At 71.8% G+C, this 18,185-nt stretch carries 15 protein-coding genes; all 15 read left to right on the top strand.

The genetic code is table 11. From position 1 onward, the window contains the following. Nucleotides 1-289 precede the first annotated feature (289 nt). From AB0M35_RS20330 to AB0M35_RS20260, 15 genes are read left to right on the top strand one after another with little or no spacing between them, the layout of a single operon-like run. Nucleotides 290-622 (top strand): hypothetical protein, encoded by a 333-nt coding sequence (locus AB0M35_RS20330; protein ID WP_363747105.1) that lies wholly within the window; start codon nt 290-292, stop codon nt 620-622. Beyond that, complete coding sequence (locus tag AB0M35_RS20325; RefSeq protein WP_363747104.1) at nt 619-1,893, top strand: DUF4255 domain-containing protein; 1,275 nt, start codon at nt 619-621, stop codon at nt 1,891-1,893. The genes AB0M35_RS20330 and AB0M35_RS20325 overlap by 4 nt, the downstream gene beginning before the upstream one ends. Further along, complete coding sequence (locus AB0M35_RS20320) at nt 1,890-3,665, top strand: ATP-binding protein (protein WP_363747103.1); 1,776 nt, start codon at nt 1,890-1,892, stop codon at nt 3,663-3,665. Before AB0M35_RS20325 ends, AB0M35_RS20320 begins: the two co-directional genes overlap by 4 nt. Continuing rightward, nucleotides 3,662-3,943: a hypothetical protein gene (locus AB0M35_RS20315; RefSeq protein ID WP_363747102.1), complete on the top strand. Its 282-nt coding sequence runs from the start codon at nt 3,662-3,664 to the stop codon at nt 3,941-3,943. The genes AB0M35_RS20320 and AB0M35_RS20315 overlap by 4 nt, the downstream gene beginning before the upstream one ends. Next, nucleotides 3,940-4,596 carry a hypothetical protein gene (locus AB0M35_RS20310; RefSeq protein WP_363747101.1) on the top strand — a complete coding sequence of 219 codons (657 nt, stop codon included), beginning with the start codon at nt 3,940-3,942 and terminating at the stop codon, nt 4,594-4,596. Before AB0M35_RS20315 ends, AB0M35_RS20310 begins: the two co-directional genes overlap by 4 nt. Then, entirely contained in the window at nt 4,593-4,943 is a 351-nt protein-coding gene (locus AB0M35_RS20305) for a LysM domain-containing protein (RefSeq protein WP_363747100.1), read from the top strand. Before AB0M35_RS20310 ends, AB0M35_RS20305 begins: the two co-directional genes overlap by 4 nt. Then, nucleotides 4,936-6,066 carry a hypothetical protein gene (locus AB0M35_RS20300; protein WP_363747099.1) on the top strand — a complete coding sequence of 377 codons (1,131 nt, stop codon included), beginning with the start codon at nt 4,936-4,938 and terminating at the stop codon, nt 6,064-6,066. Before AB0M35_RS20305 ends, AB0M35_RS20300 begins: the two co-directional genes overlap by 8 nt. A gap of 1 nt (nt 6,067) precedes the next feature. Next, nucleotides 6,068-6,604: a phage baseplate assembly protein V gene (locus tag AB0M35_RS20295; protein WP_363747098.1), complete on the top strand. Its 537-nt coding sequence runs from the start codon at nt 6,068-6,070 to the stop codon at nt 6,602-6,604. Nucleotides 6,605-6,606: 2 nt separating this feature from the next. Continuing rightward, entirely contained in the window at nt 6,607-6,921 is a 315-nt protein-coding gene (locus AB0M35_RS20290; protein WP_363747097.1) for a hypothetical protein, read from the top strand. Continuing rightward, a complete protein-coding gene (locus AB0M35_RS20285) occupies nt 6,918-7,283 on the top strand; it encodes a GPW/gp25 family protein (RefSeq protein ID WP_363747096.1) in 366 nt (121 codons plus the stop codon). The genes AB0M35_RS20290 and AB0M35_RS20285 overlap by 4 nt, the downstream gene beginning before the upstream one ends. Beyond that, nucleotides 7,280-9,898 (top strand): baseplate J/gp47 family protein, encoded by a 2,619-nt coding sequence (locus AB0M35_RS20280; RefSeq protein WP_363747095.1) that lies wholly within the window; start codon nt 7,280-7,282, stop codon nt 9,896-9,898. The genes AB0M35_RS20285 and AB0M35_RS20280 overlap by 4 nt, the downstream gene beginning before the upstream one ends. After that, nucleotides 9,895-12,384 (top strand): putative baseplate assembly protein, encoded by a 2,490-nt coding sequence (locus AB0M35_RS20275; protein WP_363747094.1) that lies wholly within the window; start codon nt 9,895-9,897, stop codon nt 12,382-12,384. Before AB0M35_RS20280 ends, AB0M35_RS20275 begins: the two co-directional genes overlap by 4 nt. After that, nucleotides 12,381-14,297, top strand: coding sequence for a hypothetical protein (locus AB0M35_RS20270; RefSeq protein WP_363747093.1), 1,917 nt, complete (start codon nt 12,381-12,383; stop codon nt 14,295-14,297). Before AB0M35_RS20275 ends, AB0M35_RS20270 begins: the two co-directional genes overlap by 4 nt. Before the next feature lie 26 nt (nt 14,298-14,323). Next, nucleotides 14,324-17,524: a DUF6519 domain-containing protein gene (locus AB0M35_RS20265; RefSeq protein ID WP_363747092.1), complete on the top strand. Its 3,201-nt coding sequence runs from the start codon at nt 14,324-14,326 to the stop codon at nt 17,522-17,524. 11 nt (nt 17,525-17,535) lie between these two features. Next, complete coding sequence (locus AB0M35_RS20260) at nt 17,536-17,808, top strand: hypothetical protein (RefSeq protein ID WP_363747091.1); 273 nt, start codon at nt 17,536-17,538, stop codon at nt 17,806-17,808. Nucleotides 17,809-18,185: the final 377 nt, after the last annotated feature.

The raw sequence follows: 18,185 nt of genomic DNA, 5'->3' as shown, positions 1-18,185 counted from the left end.
GGGTCCCCCCCCGCGGGTGCGGGGGTTGGTCCAATGCCCCCGCGCGCGGCCCCTCCCGCTGTACCCCCCCCCCCCCCCCGAGACCCCGTTGGGGGCGCGCCGGGGCCGGCGGGGGCCCCCCGCCGGCCCGAGGCCGTCCGCCCCGCCACACCCGCCGGCTTTCACCCCGGTCCCGTCCAGGCCGGTTGCCGCACCGACACCGGACGCGGCGCGCATCGAGCGCCCGCAGCCCTTGCAGCGGCCGCCCAGGGGCGAGCCCACGCAGGAGCCGGCACCGCACGATCGTGCGGTGCATCACCTCGAAGTGACCGTGCGCCAGGCGCAGGGCGGCGACACGGGCCGGCTGCGACCGCGAGTGGACGCGCAGGTCACGCCGCCGGCCACGACGCAGACCCGGGCCGCGCAGCGTGCCGGAGCGCCTCCGGCGGACCGGCGCGACACGCGAGCCGAGGCCGTCACCGTCGCCGCCCAGCCCGCCGTCAACATCAGCATCGGGCGCATCGAGGTCCGGGCGATCCCCGCCCCGTCGCCACCGGCCGTCGGGGCCCCGGGCCTGCCGAGCCAGCCGAAAGGGCCGACCCTGGCCGAGTATCTGCGCGGCGACGACGGGAGGCCGCGATGAGCACCGCACTGGCCATCGGCGCCGTCAGCGCGGTGCTGCGCAACGTCCTCGACAACGGGCTCATCGACGCCGTGCTCGCCGTCGGCAGCCCGGTCAAGGTCACGGCCAAGGCCCCGGATCTGATCAAACTCGACGACCCGCAGGAGGCGCCGCAGCTCAACCTGTTCCTGTACCGGGTGAGCCGCAATCCCGCGTACCACAACATGGACCTGCCGGCCGTCGACAGCGGTGGCCGGCGCCTCACCAATCCGCCGCTCGCCGTCGACCTGCACTACCTGCTCACCGCTTACGCCCGGGAGGACCTGCACGCCGAGATCCTCCTCGGCTACGGCATGCACCTGCTGCACGAGCGGCCCTTCCTCGACCGTGCCGCGATCCGCAAGGCCCTGGAACTGAGCCCGCTGGATCCGACCGTGCTACCCGGCCCGTTCCAGGCTCCGGCCAACGCCGGGCTCGCTGACCAGTTCGAGACCCTGAAGATCACCTGGGAGCCGCTGGACTTCGACGGCATGTCGAAGATCTGGTCCGCGGTGCAGAAGAACTACCGGCCCAGCGCGGCATATCAGGTCAGTGTCGTCCTCATCCAGGGCGTGGCGCCGGCCGTCGACCCGCTGCCGGTGCTGACCCGCCGGCTCGCGGTCGAGCCGTCACTGGTCGCGCCCCTACCCGCGGTCGACTCGGCCACCGCACCCGACGGCACCGACATCGCTGAACTCGGCGAGACGATCACGCTGCACGGCCACCATCTCGCGGGCACCGCCGCGAAGGTCACCCTGGGACACCGGCTGCTCCCTGCCCCGCACGAGATCACCGTGGGCGCGAACACGTCGGCCACCGAGTTGACGTTCACGCTGCCGGCGGCCGAGTCCGCCGGCCAGATCTGGCCCGCCGGGGTCTGGCAGGTCAGCGTGACGCTGATTCCGCAGGGTGAGGCCCGGCCGCGCAGCACGGCTGCCACGGCTCTGCTGCTCGCACCCCGACCGGCCGCCCCGCTCGTCGTCCGTGACCCTACGACCAAGCGGGTGAGCGTCCAGGTCGACGTCACCCCGCAGGTCCGGCCGGAACAGACGGTCACTGTCGCACTCGGCTCCGGGCAGGCCACGGTCGGTTTCCGTACGCTGCCCACCGGGCAGGTCGACGCCGAGTTCGCGCCGATCCCGGCCGGTTCCGCGACGCTGCGACTGCGCGTCGACGGCGTCGACAGCCGCTTCGTCGACCACAGCGGCCCGGCGCCGGTGTTCCGCGCCGACCGGCAGGTGACCGTGCCATGACCTGCACCGAGCCGCAACTGTGGACCTCCGCTGACCAGCGTCTGCTCATCGCGGAACTGGACCGGCTGCACGCGCGGCTCGGCGGCGGGCCCGCCGCCGAGGCCGGCGTCGACGCAGGCACCCGGCTCGCGCAGCTCGGCGAGGTGTTCCGACTGACCGGCTTCGAACGCGACGTGCTGCTCTGGTGCGCCGGGGCCGAACTCGACAGCAGGTTCACCCGCCCCACGTTCGGCGCTGCCCTGTCGGCGCTGGACGGCGGGCACTGGGACGCCCTGGCGCCCGCCGCGCCGCTGCGGCACTGGTGCCTGATCGACCTCGGGGCCGGACCCGGGCTGGCCGACCGGCCGCTGCGGATCGACGAGCGCGTCCTGCACCATCTCACCGGGGTGACCTGCCTGGACGCCCGCCTCGACGGCATCGTCACGGCCAGGCCGGACGGGGCAGGACTGGTGACGCAGGCGCAGGCCGACCTCGCCGGGCAGCTCGCCGCCGCCGTCGCGGGCCGGCCGGGCCGGGTGACGGTGCGCCTGGACGGAGCCGACGAGCAGACCCGCGAGCGGGTCGCGGCTCACGTCGCCGCCGAACTCGGTCGGTTGCTGCTGGTCGTGCCCGGGGACCGGCTTCCCGCGGCCGGAGCAGACGCGGCGCTGCTGGCCCGCCTCCTCGAACGCGAGGTGGCGCTGCTCGGCGCGCTGCCGCTGATCACCGACGCGCCACCGGCGTTCGTGGCGCAGCTCGGCCACCACGTCGTGGTCACCGGGACGCTCGCCGCCGACATCGAACGCACCGTGCCGAGCCCGACCATCGCCGACCAGCGGGCACTGTGGCGGCAGCTGACCGGGCCCCGCGACGACATCGACGAGATCGCCGCCTCGTTCCGGTTCGAGGTCACCGCGATCGAGACCATCGCCCGCGACCCGGACCCCGGTGGCCTGCACCACGCCTGCCGGGTCCGGGCCAGGTCCGGCCTGACCGAGTTCGCCGACCGCATCGAGCCGCACGCGGCCTGGGACGACATCGTGCTCCCCGAACCTGCGCTCGGCGCGCTGCGCGACATCGCCGGCCAGGTACGCCACCGCACCCGCGTGTACGAGGAATGGGGGATGGGCTCACCTCGCGGGCTCGGCGTGACGGCCCTGTTCACCGGTGAGTCCGGCACCGGCAAGACGCTGGCCGCCGAGGTGCTCGCCGCCGAACTGGACCTGGACCTGTACCGGATCGACCTGTCCGCCGTGGTCAGCAAGTACATCGGCGAGACGGAGAAGAACCTCAAACGCGTCTTCGACGGCGCCGACACCAGCGGCGCGATCCTGCACTTCGACGAGGCCGACGCGATCTTCGGCAAGCGCAGCGAGGTCCGCGACAGCCATGACCGCTACGCCAATCTGGAGATCTCCTACCTGCTGCAGCGCATGGAGACCCATCGGGGCCTGGCCATCCTGACGACCAACCTCAAAAGCGCACTCGACCGGGCGTTCCTGCGCCGGATCCGGTTCGTGGTGACGTTCCCGTTCCCCGACCCGGCTGCCCGGGCTCGCATCTGGCAGCGCATGTTCGGGCCCAAGGTGCCCACCACCGGCCTGGACTGGCGCCTGCTCGGCCGCCTTCAGCTGGCCGGTGGCAACATCCGCACCATCGCGCTCGGCGCGGCGTTCCTCGCCGCGGCCGCGAACGAGCCGGTCGGCATGGCACACGTACTCGCCGCGACCCGCCGCGAGTACGCCAAGCTCGACAAGACGCTCACCGACACCGAGATCGGGGGCTGGGTATGACCATCAACGTCACCATCGGTGAGGTCATCCTGCACGACGTCGACCCGGGCGACCCGCAGGCGTTCCGCGAGGCGCTCCAGCGTGCCCTCGCCCGGCTCGCCGCCGCGTACCAGGGCGAGTTCACTGCGGGCGCCGCCGCCGCGCTCGACGGCACCCCGGTGCGGCTCACCGGTCCCGTCGGCAGTGCCGGCCTGGCCGAGAGCGTCGCGCGGTCGGCCTTCCACAGCATCGTGCCGGAACGTTCCGGGTCGCCCGCCCAGGACGGAGCCGTGCGATGAGCGCCTTTCCCGGATCGCCGCGGCTGGTCAAAGGCGGCATCGTGCTGCTCGACCCGAGCAGCGCCAAACTGCTCAAGGTCATCTCGCTGCAGTACAACCCGGACAGCCTCACCCGCACGTTCCAGATCAAAGCCGCCGGCGGCGACGGCGACCGGTCGCAGGCGCTGCGGCTCACCGGGGCCGCCGTCGAGACGCTCAAACTCGACGCCGTGCTGGACGCCACCGACCAGCTGGAACACCCCGATCAGCACCCCCACGCCGTCAAGCACGGCATCCACCCGCAGCTGGCCGTGCTGGAGGCGATGGCGTTCCCGCAGAGCTCGGCGATGCTGGCCAACGACCGGCTCGCCGCCTCCGGCACGCTCGAGGTGCTGCCCGCCGAGGCGCCGCTGACGTTGTTCGTCTGGTCGGTCAGCCGCATCCTGCCGGTGCGGCTGACCGAGCTGTCCGTCGCCGAGGAGGCGTTCGACCCGGCGCTGAACCCGATCCGGGCCAGGGTGAGCCTCGGCCTGCGGGTGCTGTCGGTCGACGACGTCGGCTTCGCCCACAAGGGCGGCGTGCTGTTCATGAACTACCTGCAGAACAAGGAGTCGCTGGCCGCCATGGCCGGCGCCGGTGCACTGTCGGCACTCGGGCTGGAGGGTATGCCGTGACCTACGACCCGTTGCAGGCACTGATCGCGGCCGGCGCCGTGCCCGCCAACAGCTTCCCGCCCAACAGCCGGTACGCCGGCACGCCGGTCAAGGTGCACGAGGGCGTCGCGTACCTGGGCAGGAGGCTGCTGCCGCAGCCGGACCGGCTCGGCACGCTCGGCGAGCACGCCGTCGTCGAAGGTGACCGCCTGGACAGCCTGTCCGCGCGTTACCTGGGCGACCCGGAGCTGTGGTGGCGGATCGCCGACGGCAACCCCGCCGCGCACCCCGACGAACTGACCGCGACGATCGGGGCCCGGCTGCGCATCACCACCCAGGAGGGCATGCCGGGGGTGCCGGATGCTTGACGGCGGTGTGCGGCTGTCCCTGCTGATCGGACCGGCGGTGCCGGTCCCGGTGTCGCGCGAGGTCCTGGAGGCCGTCGACACGGTCGGCATCCAGTGCGGCTCGGGGCAGACCCAGAGTGGATTCGAGATCACCTTCAAGCTGTCGCGGCGCTCGCCACTGCACACGCTGTTCCTGCTGACCGGCGGCGCCACCATCCCGATCATGCGAGTGGTGATCGTGGTGACGATCCGGGGGCAGGCCGAGGTCCTGATGGACGGCGTGATGACCAACCACGAGGTCCGCGACTCGTCCGGTGAGCCGATGCTGGTCGTCAAGGGTAAGGACCTGTCGGCCCTGATGGACTGGATCGACTTCGACGGCGTTCCGTACCCGGCGATGCCGCCGGTGCTGCGGGTGCTGACCGTGCTGGCCAAGTACGCGGCGTTCGGGGTCGTCCCGGTGACCGTCCCCAGCCTGATCGAGGACGTCCCCCTCCCGATCGAATCGATCCCGCGGCACCAGGGCACCGACCTGGCGTACCTCAGGCAGCTCGCCGAGGAGGTCGGCCACGTCTTCTACCTGGATCCCGGCCCGGTGCCCGGGACCAGCAAGGCGTACTGGGGTCCGGAGATCCGCGTCGGTGCGCCGCAGCCCGCGCTCAACCTCGACCTGGACACCCCGCACCGCAACGTCGAGGCGCTGTCGTTCACCTTCGACAAGGAGCGCAAGGAACTGCCGGTCGTGTGGACCCAGGAGCAGCACTCCAAGGCTCCGATTCCGATCCCGATCCCGGACGTCACCCCGTGGAACCCGCCGCTCGGCGTCGTACCGCCGCTGCCCCCGAAGGTCAAGTTCCTGAACGAGAACGCGAAGCTCAAGCCGTGGGTCGCTCTGATGCGCGGCCTGGCGTACGCCTCGCAGCACTCCGACTCGGTGTTCGGGCAGGGCTCGTTGGACGTCGCCCGCTACGGCCGGGTGCTCAGATCACGCGGTCTGGTCGGCGTACGCGGCGCCGGCGAGGCGTTCGACGGGCTCTACTACGTCTCCTCCGTGGAGCACACGATCAGACGCGGCGAGTACAGGCAGGCATTCACGCTGGCCCGCAACGGCCTGCTGTCGACCATTCCGAAGGTACCGGTGTGACATGACGACAACGGCGAAGAAGTACTACGGCAAGTACCGGGCGACGGTCGCCAACAACGTCGACCCGATGCAGATCGGCCGCCTGCAGGTGATCGTGCCCGACGTCTCGCACGTCGTGCCCACCTCCTGGGCGATGCCGTGCGTGCCCATCTCCGGCATCAACAACGGTACGTTCGCGCTGCCGCTCATCGGCGCGGGCGTCTGGATCGAGTTCGAGCAGGGCAACCCCGACCACCCGATCTGGGTCGGCGGCTACTGGGGCAACCCCGCCGAGACACCCGCGCTGGCCAAGGCCGTGCCGCCGGGCGTGCCCGGCATCACCCTGCAGACCGCGACGCTCAACGGCGTCGTCATCAACGACACCCCCGGCATGGGTGGCGTGACGGTCTTCTGCCGCGGCGTCCCGATGATCGCCGTCACCGACGCCGGCATCACCATCACGAACGGCAAGGGCGCGATGATCAACCTGGTCGGCCCGGCGGTCAGCATCGTCGGCACCCCGGTGGACGTCAACGCCGGCGGACTGACGGTGGTGTGACGATGCCCGGCCCGATCGTCCACGCGGGAGCCGCGATCCTCTGCTCGCACGCCGGGGTCGCCACCCCGCTCGCCCCGAACCCGCGGGTCACCGTCAACGGCCAGCCGGTCGTCACCGTCGGTACGCCGTACGCCGTCACCGGCTGCTCGCTGACCCCCAGCGGCGTGTTCTGCCAGACCGGGACATGGGTCACCGGCGCGGCCCGAGTGCTGGTCATGGGCATGCCGGTGGCCGTGCAGGCCGGTGCGTCGGTGTGCGCCTCGACCGGCTCGCCGCTGCTGCCGGTGATGGTCCAGCCCCGGGCGGTGGCCACATGAACGTCGGGTTCCCGTACCGCTTCGACGCCACCGGCCGTACCGGGACCGTGGACGACGACACCCACGTCAAGGACATGATCGCGCAGGTGCTGTTCACCAGCCCGGGCGAGCGCGTGATGCGGCCGGACTTCGGGTCGGGCCTGCTGGCGCTGACCTTCGAGCCCAGCAGCTTCGAACTCGCCGCGACGACCCAGTTTCTCGTGCAGGCCTCGCTGCAACAGTGGCTGGGCCACCTCATCACGGTCGAGTCGGTGCAGGTCAGTGGCGACGACGGGGTGCTGCGAGTGTCGGTCGACTACGTCATCCGGCGCACCCGACAGCGCCGGACCGACCAGTTCACCGCCCCGGGGGCGGCGGCATGAACACCAGGTACACCTGCTGCCAGGACAAGCGGCTGCGCGTGGTCAAGGCCGCCGGCCAGCTCAACGGCATCGAGTACCTGGAGGTGGCCACGGCCGGGCCGCGGCAGCGTACGCTGCTCGTCCGGCTGCTCAAGGCAGCCTCGGGCATCACCGCCGACCAGGTCACCATCGACGGCGGCGAGCGTATCCGCACCGTCGGCGTCGAATGGGTCGTCGCGGCGACCGCGCTGCCGGTGGGGGAGGACCCGGGCATCGTGTCCGGGCTGGTCGACCCCCAGCAGGTCCTGGTGGTCCGCACCGAGCAGACCGGTGACTTCTCGTACTACACCCTGCACCTGACGGCACCCGGCGTCGACCCGGTGCTCGACGAGGTCGAGTTCACCTTCAAGGTGGACTGCGACGCCACCGGGGACTGCCGCGACCGGTGCCGTTGCAACGACCAGCGGGCGCAGGCACCCCAGCTGGACTACCTCGCCAAGGACTACGCGAGCTTCCGGCGGATGCTGCTGGACCGGCTGAGCCTGGTCGCGCCGCGCTGGCGCGAGCGCAATCCCGCCGACCTGGGTGTCGCGCTGGTGGAACTGCTCGCCTACGAAGCTGACCGGCTGTCGTACCGGCAGGACGCCATCGCCACCGAGGCCTACCTCGGCACCGCCCGCAGCAGGATCTCCATGCGCCGCCACGCCCGCCTGGTCGACTACCGCCTGCACGACGGCTGCTCGGCGCGGGCGCTGCTGCGCTGCACCGCCGAGGGCAACGGGGTGGTCCTGACCTCGGGCACGAAGGTCTACTCGAAGGTCGATCGGCTCAAGCCGCTGCTCGACGCCGACGGTGAGCGCGCGGCGGTCAGCACCGGCGCAGTGGTGTTCGAGACCGTCGACCGGTCCGTGCTCTACGAGGCGCACAACGAGCTGTACTTCTACACCTGGGGCGACGACGAGTGCTGCCTGCCCGAGGGCAGCATCGCGGCGACCCTGGCCGGTGATCATCCGAACCTCAAGGCCGGCGACATCCTCGTGCTCGCCGAGGTGCGCAGCCCCGGCAACGGCCAGACCGCCGACGCCGACCCGGCGCACATCTGCGCGGTGCGGCTGACCAAGGTCGAGCCAGCCAGTGACCCGTCCGGCGGACAGTTCCTGCCGACGCCAAACGGCGACCCCGTCGCGGTCACCGAGATCGCCTGGGACCCGGCCGACCGGCTGCCGTTCCCGGTGTGCGTCAGTGCCAAGGCCGCCGGCCCGGACCCGGTCAGTGTCGCGTGGGGCAACATCGTGGTGGCCGACCACGGCCGCAGCACCACCGAGCAGCTCGGCGAAGTCCCGCAGCCGCATCTGGTGTACGCCGGCGACACCGAGCAGTGCGGCACCGGGCAGCGCAAGGCGGTGCCGGCCCGGTTCCGGCCGAAGCTGCGCCACCGGCCGCTGACGCATCGGGTCGACATCAGCCCCCGGGTGCGGGTCACCACCGATCTCGACGCCGGGGTCGCCACCGACCTGGCCGCCCGCACCTTCACCACGACGGTGAAGGACTGGCTGATCAGCCACGGGGTGACGTTCCAGCAGGCCCCGGTGACGGTACGCGGCGCGCACGACGAGTGGTCGGTCAGCGACGGGGTGACCGTGGTGCGGGTACGTGCCGACGCGGACACCCTGTCCGTTCTCGACCGCCCCGTCGCCGCGGCGGCCGTGACCGCGGCGACGCCGCGCGGCGCCCGGCCGCAGATCACCCTCGACGACGGCACGCACACCTGGCAGCCACACTGGGACCTGCTCGCCAGCGCCGACGACGCCGAGACGTTCGCCGTCGAGGCGGAACACGACGGCAGCACGTACCTGCGGCTGAACAACCCCACCCCGGGGCTGTCCTTCACCGCGACGTACCGGGTCGGCAACGGGGTGGCGGGCAATGTCGGCGCGGGCGCCCTGGTGCATCTCGCGACGACCGCCTCGGTGACGGCGGTGACCAACCCGCTGCCCGCCGCCGGCGGGCACGAACCGGAGAGCGGCGACGAGGTCCGCCGCGACGCGCCACAGGCATACCTGGTGCAGGAGCGGGCGGTGACCCCCGCCGACTGGGAGCAGGTCGCGGTCCGTGACGAGCAGGTGCAGCGGGCCGCCGCGACCTGGCGTTGGACCGGCAGCTGGCACACCGTGTTCCTGACGGTGGACCGGGTCGGCGGTCGGCCCGTCGATGCGGCGTTCGAGCAGCAGCAGCGGGCGCGGCTCGAACGGTACCGGCTGGCCGGTTATGACCTTGAGTTGGACGCACCCCGGTTCGTGCCCATCGAGCTGGGCGTGCACGTGTGCGTCGGGCCGGACCACGCCCGTTCGGCCGTACGCCGGGAGCTGCTCAAGGCGCTGACCGCTCTGTTCCATGCCGACCGGCTCACCTTCGCCCAGCCGGTGTACCTGAGCCCGGTGTACGCCGCGGCGCAGGCGGTGCCCGGCGTGACCTCGGTGCAGGTGCACACATTCCGCCGCCAGCACGACCCGGGCGTGAGCGGCGTGGCCGGCGGCGTCCTGCCGATGAGCCGGCTGGAGATCGCCCGCCTGGACAACAACCCGAACTTCCCGGAGCACGGTGTGCTGGAACTGACCCTCGGGGGCGGGCGATGAGCAGCAGACAGTGCGCCTGCGGGTGCTGTCAGGGTGTCGCGCCCCACACCCCGGCCGAGGTGTTCAACCGCCCCGCGCTGCCGCAGATCGCCTACCGTCCCGGGGGCTACGCGCAGTTCAGGGCCAGCCTGCAGGACGGGCTCACCTCCGCCGGTCGTCCGGCGCTGGCGGCACTGACCACCCGCGCCGACGAGGACTTCACCATGGCGCTGCTCGACGGCGTCGCCGCCGTCGCCGACGTGCTGACGTTCTACACCGAGCGGCTCGCACAGGAGTCCTACCTGCGTACCGCCACCGAGCGGCAGTCGCTGACGGAGCTGGGCAGGCTGGTCGGCTACCGGCTGCGTCCCGGCGTCGCCGCCGCCACCGACCTCGCGTTCCACGTCGAGCCGCCGCCGCCGGCCGCCGTGGCGGGCGCGACCTCGCCGTTCCATCGGGTGCGGCAGCCCGAGTCGGTGCCGATTCCCGCCGGCACCCCGGTGCGCAGCGTGCCCGGCCCGGGCGAGCAGCAGCAGGTCTTCGAGACGATCGAGTCGATCAAGGCCAGTCCGCGGTGGAACGTGCTGCGCCCGCTGCGGACGCGCAAGCCGGTCCTCGGCAGCGGCCGCACGTCGCTGTACGTCCAGGGCCTGGCCGCCAACCTCAAGCCCGGCGATCTGCTGCTGTTCCACGGCGCAGCCGGGTTCGAGGTGCGCCCGGTCGCCCGCGCCGTACGCCAGGACACGCTCGACCGGACCCTGGTCACCTGGTCGGGACCGCTGGCCGTGGCGGGTCCGCTGACGGCGTACGTGCTGCGCAAGAAGCTCAGCGTCTTCGGCTGGAACGCGCCGCTGTGGAAGTCCATGGCGAACGAGTTCAAGATCAGCTACGGCTGTCAGGACTGCGCAGACTGGCCCGCCTACTGGATCCAGCCCAAGCCCGCCGGCGGTTGGGGCGACCCGGCCGACTACCCGTCGCAGCCCTGGTACATGCGGATCGACGTCGACGGCTCCCACCCGGACCTGGGTGGCAGCCACCTGGTGCTCAGCGACGGCGCCGTGCATCGGCACTTCACCGTCGCATCCGCCGCCGAGCTGTCCCGGGCCGAGTTCGCGATCTCCGGGAAAGTCACCCGGGTCAAGCTCGACGGCTCCTACAGCCAGTACCTCTCGTTCTTCGGCAAGGTGCGGCAGAGCACCGTGTACGCCGGCAGCGAGCAGCTCACCCTCGCCGATGAGCCCGACACCTCGCCGGTGTCCGGCAGCCAGGTCACCGTCGGCGGCGACGTCACCGATCTCGAACCCGGCCGCCGGCTGCTCGTCACGGGCGAGCAGACCGAAACCGTGACGCTGCGGTCGGCCAGCAGGTCCGGACCGGACACCGTGCTGACCTTCCACCAGCAGCTGGCCCACCCACACGCCCGCGACACCGTGCTGATCTTCGGGAACGTGGCCGCGGCGACCCACGGCGAGACCGTGCACCAACTGCTCGGCGACGGACAGGCGGCCCAGGCGTTCCAGCGGTTCGAGCTCACCCACGCGCCGCTGACCTACGTGCAGGCCGACAACCCGACCGGCGCCTGCTCCACCCTGGAGCTGCGCGTCAACGACGTCCTGTGGACCGAGACCGCCAGCCTGTACCCGGCCCGGCCCGGCGAACGCGTCTACATCACCGCCGACACCCCGACCGGAAGGGTCGAAGCCGGCTTCGGCGACGGGGTGCACGGCGCACGGGTGCCGACCGGCCAGCACAACGTACGCGCCCGCTACCGCAGGGGAACCGGCATCGCAGGCAACCTGCCGGCGGGCGCGCTCACCCAGCTCGGCGCCCCGCCGTTGGGCGTGACCGGGGTGACCAACCCGGCGCCTGCGGTCGGCGGCGCCGACCCCGACACCACCGACCACGCCCGCGTCGGCATCCCCCTGTCGACCACCACCCTCGGGCGCGCGGTGTCCCTGACGGACTACGCGGACTTCTCCCGTACGTTCCCCGGCATCGCCAAGGCCCACGCGGCCGTGCTGCCCGTACGCCACGTGCGCACCATCGTGGTGACCGTCGCCGGCCCCGGCGGTGCCCCCGTCCCGCAGCAGGTCCGGGCGAGGCTGGTCAACGCGCTGCACGGCTACGGCGACCCGCTGGTGCCCGTCGTCGTCGTCGTACCCCACCGGCAGGTGCCCTTCCAGCTGCGGATGAAGGTGCGCCGCGACCCCGCGTACGAGCTGAGTCAGGTGCTGCGCGCAGTCGCCGCCACCCTCACTGACTCCTTCGGCTTCGCCGCGCGTGACTTCGCCCGCCCCGTGCCGCAGTCCGAGATCATCGCCGCCGCGCACCGGGCCGCCGGCGTCGCCGCCGTCGACCTCGACCTGCTCCACCTCGGCACGGCGCAGTCCCACCAGCACCGGCTGCTCGCCGCCGGCCCCCAGGCGGCGCAGTCGCAGGTGCACGGCGCCGAACTGCTGCTGCTCACCGCCGATCCGCTGACCTGGCTCACGGAGATGCCCCTATGAGCGCCCGTCCCGAAACCGTCGCCCGGCTCTACGACCTGATGCCCCGGGTGTACCGCACCCGCGACGCGGGCCAGCTCGCACAGCTCATCGAGGTCATCGCCGGGCAGATCGACGTGCTCGAGGAGAGCCTCGACCAGTTCCACGACGACCAGTTCGTCGAGACCGCCGCCGCGTGGGCCGTGCCCTACCTCGGCGACCTCATCGGCTACCGGCCGCTGGCCGGTCCGTTCGGCTCACCACGCGCCGAGGTCGCCAACACCATCGCCTACCGGCGCCGCAAGGGCACCGCCGCCATGCTCGAGCAGCTCGCCTTCGACGTCACCGGCTGGAAGGCCCGCGCCGTCGAGTTCTTCGAACGGCTGACCGTCACCCAGTACATGAACCACGTCCGGCCCGGCAAGGGTGGCACCCCGGATCTGCGGCACCCCGCCCTGCTGGAGTGGATCGGCACGCCGTTCGACGACCACGCCCACACCGCCGAGGTACGGCGGATCACCACCCGCGCCGGGCGGTACAACATCCACAACGTCGGCATCTTCCTCTGGCGCGTCGAGGCCGTCGAGCTGACCCGCAGCCCGCTCGTGCCCGACACCGGCTCGCAGCGCCGCTTCCGGTTCCATCCCCTCGGCATCGACTCGCAGCTGTACGGCGCACCGCGTACCGAGGACGAGATCACTCACCTCGCCACCCAGCTCGACGTCCCGCTGCCGTTGACCCGCCGCTGGCTGAAGGCCCACGCCGACACCTACTACGGCAAGGACCGCAGCCTGCTGGTCGGGCTGCTCGGCGCCGCCACACCGGGCAAGGTGCGCTTCTGCGACCTGTCCGACGTGCCCGGCGACTGGGCCCACGCGCCCGCGCCCGGATCGGGCGAGATCGCGATCGACCCCGTCCTCGGCCGGGTCTACTTCCCGGAACCGGTCACCGGGCTCGTCCGAGCCGTCGCCACGTACCACTACGGGACCGCGATGCGGATCGGTGGCGGCTACGCCCGGTCGCCGTACGCCACCGACGGCCCTGTGGTCGCCGACCCCGACCTGCAGACGGCGCTCGACCAGGTCACCAGCGGTGGCACCGTCGAGATCGAGGACAACGGGCGCTACGCCCAGACCCCGGTGCTGCGCACCGACGACGCGAAGACCGTGGTCCTGCGTGCCGCCGACCGGCACCGGCCGCTGCTGGCCGCCGCCGGCCCGATCGAACTCAAGCCCGGCAGGGACGGCACAGTGGTGCTGGACGGGCTCATGATCAGCGGCGGGCCGCTGGTGCTCAAGGACGCCGGCGACATCGCCGTACGCAAGGTGATCCTGAAGCACTGCACGCTGGTGCCGGGGCTGACCCGGACCCCGGACAACGGGCCCGGCAGCCCGACGGCGGCCAGCCTGATCATCGAGCACCCGTTCGCTGCGGTCGAGATCGAGCGGTGCGTGACCGGCCCGATCACGGCCGTCGAAGGCGCCACCGTCGCCGTCCGCGACAGTGTCGTCGAGGCCCCGGCCGGCACGGCGCTGGCGGTGGGGACGCTGAAGCTCGACGAGAGCACCGTGATCGGTACGGTCGACGCCGTCCGGGTGGACATCTCCAACTCGATCGTGCTCGGCACCGTCAGCGCGCAACGCCGTCAGGAGGGCTGCGTACGGTTCAGCTACCTCACCGAGGACTCGCTGACCCCGCAGAAGTACCGCTGCGTGTCCCAGCCCTCACCCGACTTCACCTCCCTGCGTTTCGCCGACCCCGGCTACTGCCAGCTGCGCGTCACGACCGCCGACGAGATCCGTCGCGGCGCGGACAACGGGAGCGAGATGGGTGTCGGCAACCACCTGTTCGCACCGCAACGCGAGGCGAACCTACTGGCCCGCCTCGACGAGTACCTCCGCTTCGGCCTCGAAGCGGGCATCTTCTATGCGAGTTGACACAGCGAGCTCAAGGACTGTCCAACATGGGTGCTGACCTCAGCAGGGTGCGGTTCGATCCGCAGCGTGACTACAGCGGCGTCGGCTTCGAGCAGGGCCGACTGGTGGTGGACGCCGAGCTCAACGAGGAACACGCGATCACCGACCGGCGTCGGCGGGCCCAGGTGGCCGACCTGGCGCCAGCACCGACGATCGTCTCGCGGCTGACCCCCCAGGCGTTCGCGATCTCCGTTGCCGGCGGCGCGCTCTCCATCGGTGCCGGGCGGATGTACGTCGACGGCATCCTCGTCGAGAACCACGGCGACACCCCGGCCTTCGACCCGGTCCTGGCCGAGCCGAACGGGACCGGAGCGGTCGCCTACGACAGGCAGCCCTACTGGCCCACCCCGGAGAAGCTGCCCACCAGCGGGACACACCTGGCCTACCTGCAGGTGTGGGAGCGCGAACGCACCCACCTGAACACCCCGGACCTGATCGAGAGCGCGATCGGCGTCGACACCTCGATCCGCACCCAGATCGCCTGGCAGGTACGCCTGCTCAAGGGCGTCGGCACCGACGTGTCCTGCGGGTCGGACATCCCGTCCTGGAACGAGCTGACCGCCCCGTCATCGGCCCGGCTGACCACCGGCACCGTCGACGTCGACCCGGCCGACGACCCTTGCGAGATCCCACCCGGCAAGGGCTACCGCGGGCCCGAGAACCAGCTGTACCGAGTCGAGCTGTACTCGCCGACGCAGTTCCTCTGGTCGCGTGACAACGCGACCGTGGCCAGCGCCGCCACCTTCGTCACCGCCACCGAGCTGCGCCTGGACACCCTCGGCCGCGACGACGTGCTGCGGATCAAGGACAACGACTGGGTCGAGATCACCGACGACCGCCGCGAGCTCAACCACCTTCCCGGGGAGCTACGCCAGGTCACCGTCGACGCCGCGACCTCGACGATCACGTTCGCCGGCGCGCTGCCCGGCGACCTCGTACCGTCCACACACCACCTGCGCGTACGCAAATGGGACTCGCCGCTTCTCACCGTCCCGACGGACGGATCGGCGGTCGCGCTGGAACACGGCATCACCGTCTCGTTCAGCTTCACCGGCACCGGCAAGCCGCGCCCCGGCGACCACTGGGTGTTCGCGGCCCGGGCCACCGCACCCACCCCCGAGGAGTCGCTGGAGCAGCTGGTCGCCGCCCCGCCGCTGGGTGTTCACCAGCACTTCGCCAGGCTCGCGCTGGTCACGATGCCCGGCAGCGTCCAGTCCGACTGCCGGCCCGACTGGCCGGTCGCGACCGGTGACAGCTGCGACTGCGAGATCTGCGTGACGCCGCAGTCGCACGCGGACGGCTCGCTGACCGTCCAGGACGCCATCGAGAAGATCCGCCAGCGCGGCGGCGGCACCGTCCGGCTCTGTCCGGGCGACTACCCGCTCGACGAGCCGATCAAGCTGCACGAGGCCCGTTCGCTGCGGCTGGTCGGGGCGGGCGCCGACAGCCGGCTGCTGGCCCGCGACGTCGGCATCGACCTCGCGTACTGCCAGGACGTGGTCCTGTCCGACTTCTCGGTCGCCGGTCAGGCCGAGCAGCCCGCCATCACGCTGACCGGCGCGAACACTCTGATCCGGATCGAGCACCTGCGGCTGGTCCAGCGCAAGGGCGCCGGCATCGGTCTGGCCGGGCGGAACCGCTTCCTGTCCATCACCGGCTGCCTGTTCCAGTCGCTGACCGGCATCGAAGCCCTGGCCGCAGTCGGCGGCAGGGAGTCGGGTCTGCTCACCTACGGTCTGTCGATCCGGGACAACCTCTTCGGCACCGACCTGCGCGGCATCGACTTCGCGGCCTCCGCGGAGCGGGTCATCCAGCACGACGGGCTGGCCGCGATCACCGGCAACACCTTCAGCGACTGCGCCGATCGGGCGATCACCGCGACCGGCCTGATCCTGCAGGACGTCGCCGAACTCGACGGCGACCTCGTGATCAGCGGCAACATCATGGAGGTGCGCGGCGGCGGCATCCTGACCGGCAGCCGCGCCCGGATCTGCGACAACACCGTCATCTGCACCGACCGTCGTACCGGCCACCCGGGCATCGAGGCCGACACCGGCCCCCCGGACACCCTGGACGGTGTGTTGCACGTGCTGGCCAACAAGGTCAGCGAATTCGGCAACGCCGGCATTGTCGTGGTGGCGCCGTTGCGTAGCGCGATCGTGAAGCAGAACGTCGTGCGGGAGTGCGCGGCAGGCATCCTCGTACAGTCGACCGGCCGCACCGTCAGTGGCCACATCGCCGTCGACAACAACCAGGTCCTGGACCTGCACCCGGTCGATGAGGGCAACTTCGCCGCCGCCCGGGCCACGGCGGGCCGACGGCGTACGGCAGCCGCCGCCGACGAGGAAACCATCGCGCTCGGCCCCGCCATCGCGGGCGGGCCCACAACCTCGGCCGCGTCGTCCCGCCTGGCAGCCGGACTGTTCAGCCAGGCGGGCATGACGATCGGCATCGCCGTCATCGGTGCCGCGGACGGCGCCGTTGTCGGCAACACCGTCGACGGGCTCGCCGCCGACGAGGCCGACGCGGGCCGGGGTAGGCGCCTCTACGGCATCATGGCCGCCACCAACTGCGAGGTCCGCATCTCCGGCAACACCGTCAACCGGGTGGGCAGCCCGAAGGCGGCCGTCAGTAACGCCTACGGCATCATCTGCGGCGGCTGGCAGGGCACCGCGCTCGTCGCCGAGAACATCGTGCTCAGCGGCGCCCCGGCACCGGTCGCCCGGTCCGGCTGGACCGCGCTGGCCATGGTCAACGATGTGAATCAGGCGGCCGGGGGAGTGCGCGTGATGGACTCGGCCTCCGGGCGAGTGTCGTTCGCCGGCAACTTCGCCTATCTGCAGGAGGACATGCAGGGCCACGTCGAGCTGACCGGCAACACGCTGCACGGCGGGGCCGACGACGTGGCCGTCGTCGTACAGACCTCGGGGGACGTGCTGGTGAGCGGCAACCGCTGCGCCCAGCCGGGCGACGCCAAGCAGATCGTCGTCCGGCTGACCGGGGCGACCGCGGCGGTGCACGGCAACCGTGTCCAGGGCGGTTACCCGTCGATGACGGTCACGGTCGGCAAGGACTCGACTGGCGAAGCGGACGCCGCCGCCGTCGTCGGCAACCTGACCACCGGCGGCATACAGGTCAACGGGTCGCCGCTGCAGGCGCCGTGGGCCCCCCTCAATCCGATCGTCTGAGGAGACCGACGATGCCGCGAAAGACAATCGAGGTGGTCGCCCACGACCTGCGGGTGGCGGCCGCTGCCCGCGCCGACCTTGGCAAGGTCCTGTCGGCCACGGACGTCCGCAAGGTCGCCGACGCCGACAAGGACTTCTCGGCGCACCTCGCCGAGGTGAATGAGGCCCTGGCCGAGCAGACCAAGCAGGCCGCGTCCTGGCAGAAGGCACTGACCGAAGCCCACGAACGCTGGGACGCGAGCCGGGACAAGCTGTCCAAGCTGCATCCCGGCGCGACGATCTGACCGTCGACGAGGTACGCCAAGCCGGTCGTGACGGGTGCGGTGCTCGCCTGCGGTCAGGGTGACCCCCGCTTCGGCCGGACGGAGGACTTCGCGTAGCTTCCCCGAAGCCAGATCTGTCCGCTTCATTCACCCCGGACCGTACCCGCGGTGATCGACTGCGTTGCGCCGGAATGGCGGTTTCCCACCGTCGCGCACCCCGCCGTTTCGGCGGTACGGCGCCGGTCAGCCATGTTGCGACGGCTCGGTTCGCCTGTCCGCTGATCGCCCGGATGTCCGGTTCTGGGGTTCGGTCGGTCAGCCGGTGGCGGAATCCGTGAGGGGGTCGGGGCGTTGTATCGACTGACGGACCGAGCAGGGCGGCTTATCCCTTGAGGTGT

The sequence above is a fragment of the Micromonospora sp. NPDC051196 genome (genome assembly GCF_040682415.1).
Taxonomy (GTDB): Bacteria; Actinomycetota; Actinomycetes; order Mycobacteriales; family Micromonosporaceae; genus Micromonospora.
The sequence above is the reverse complement of the archived record's forward strand: the minus strand, read 5'-3'. Positions and strand labels throughout refer to the sequence as shown.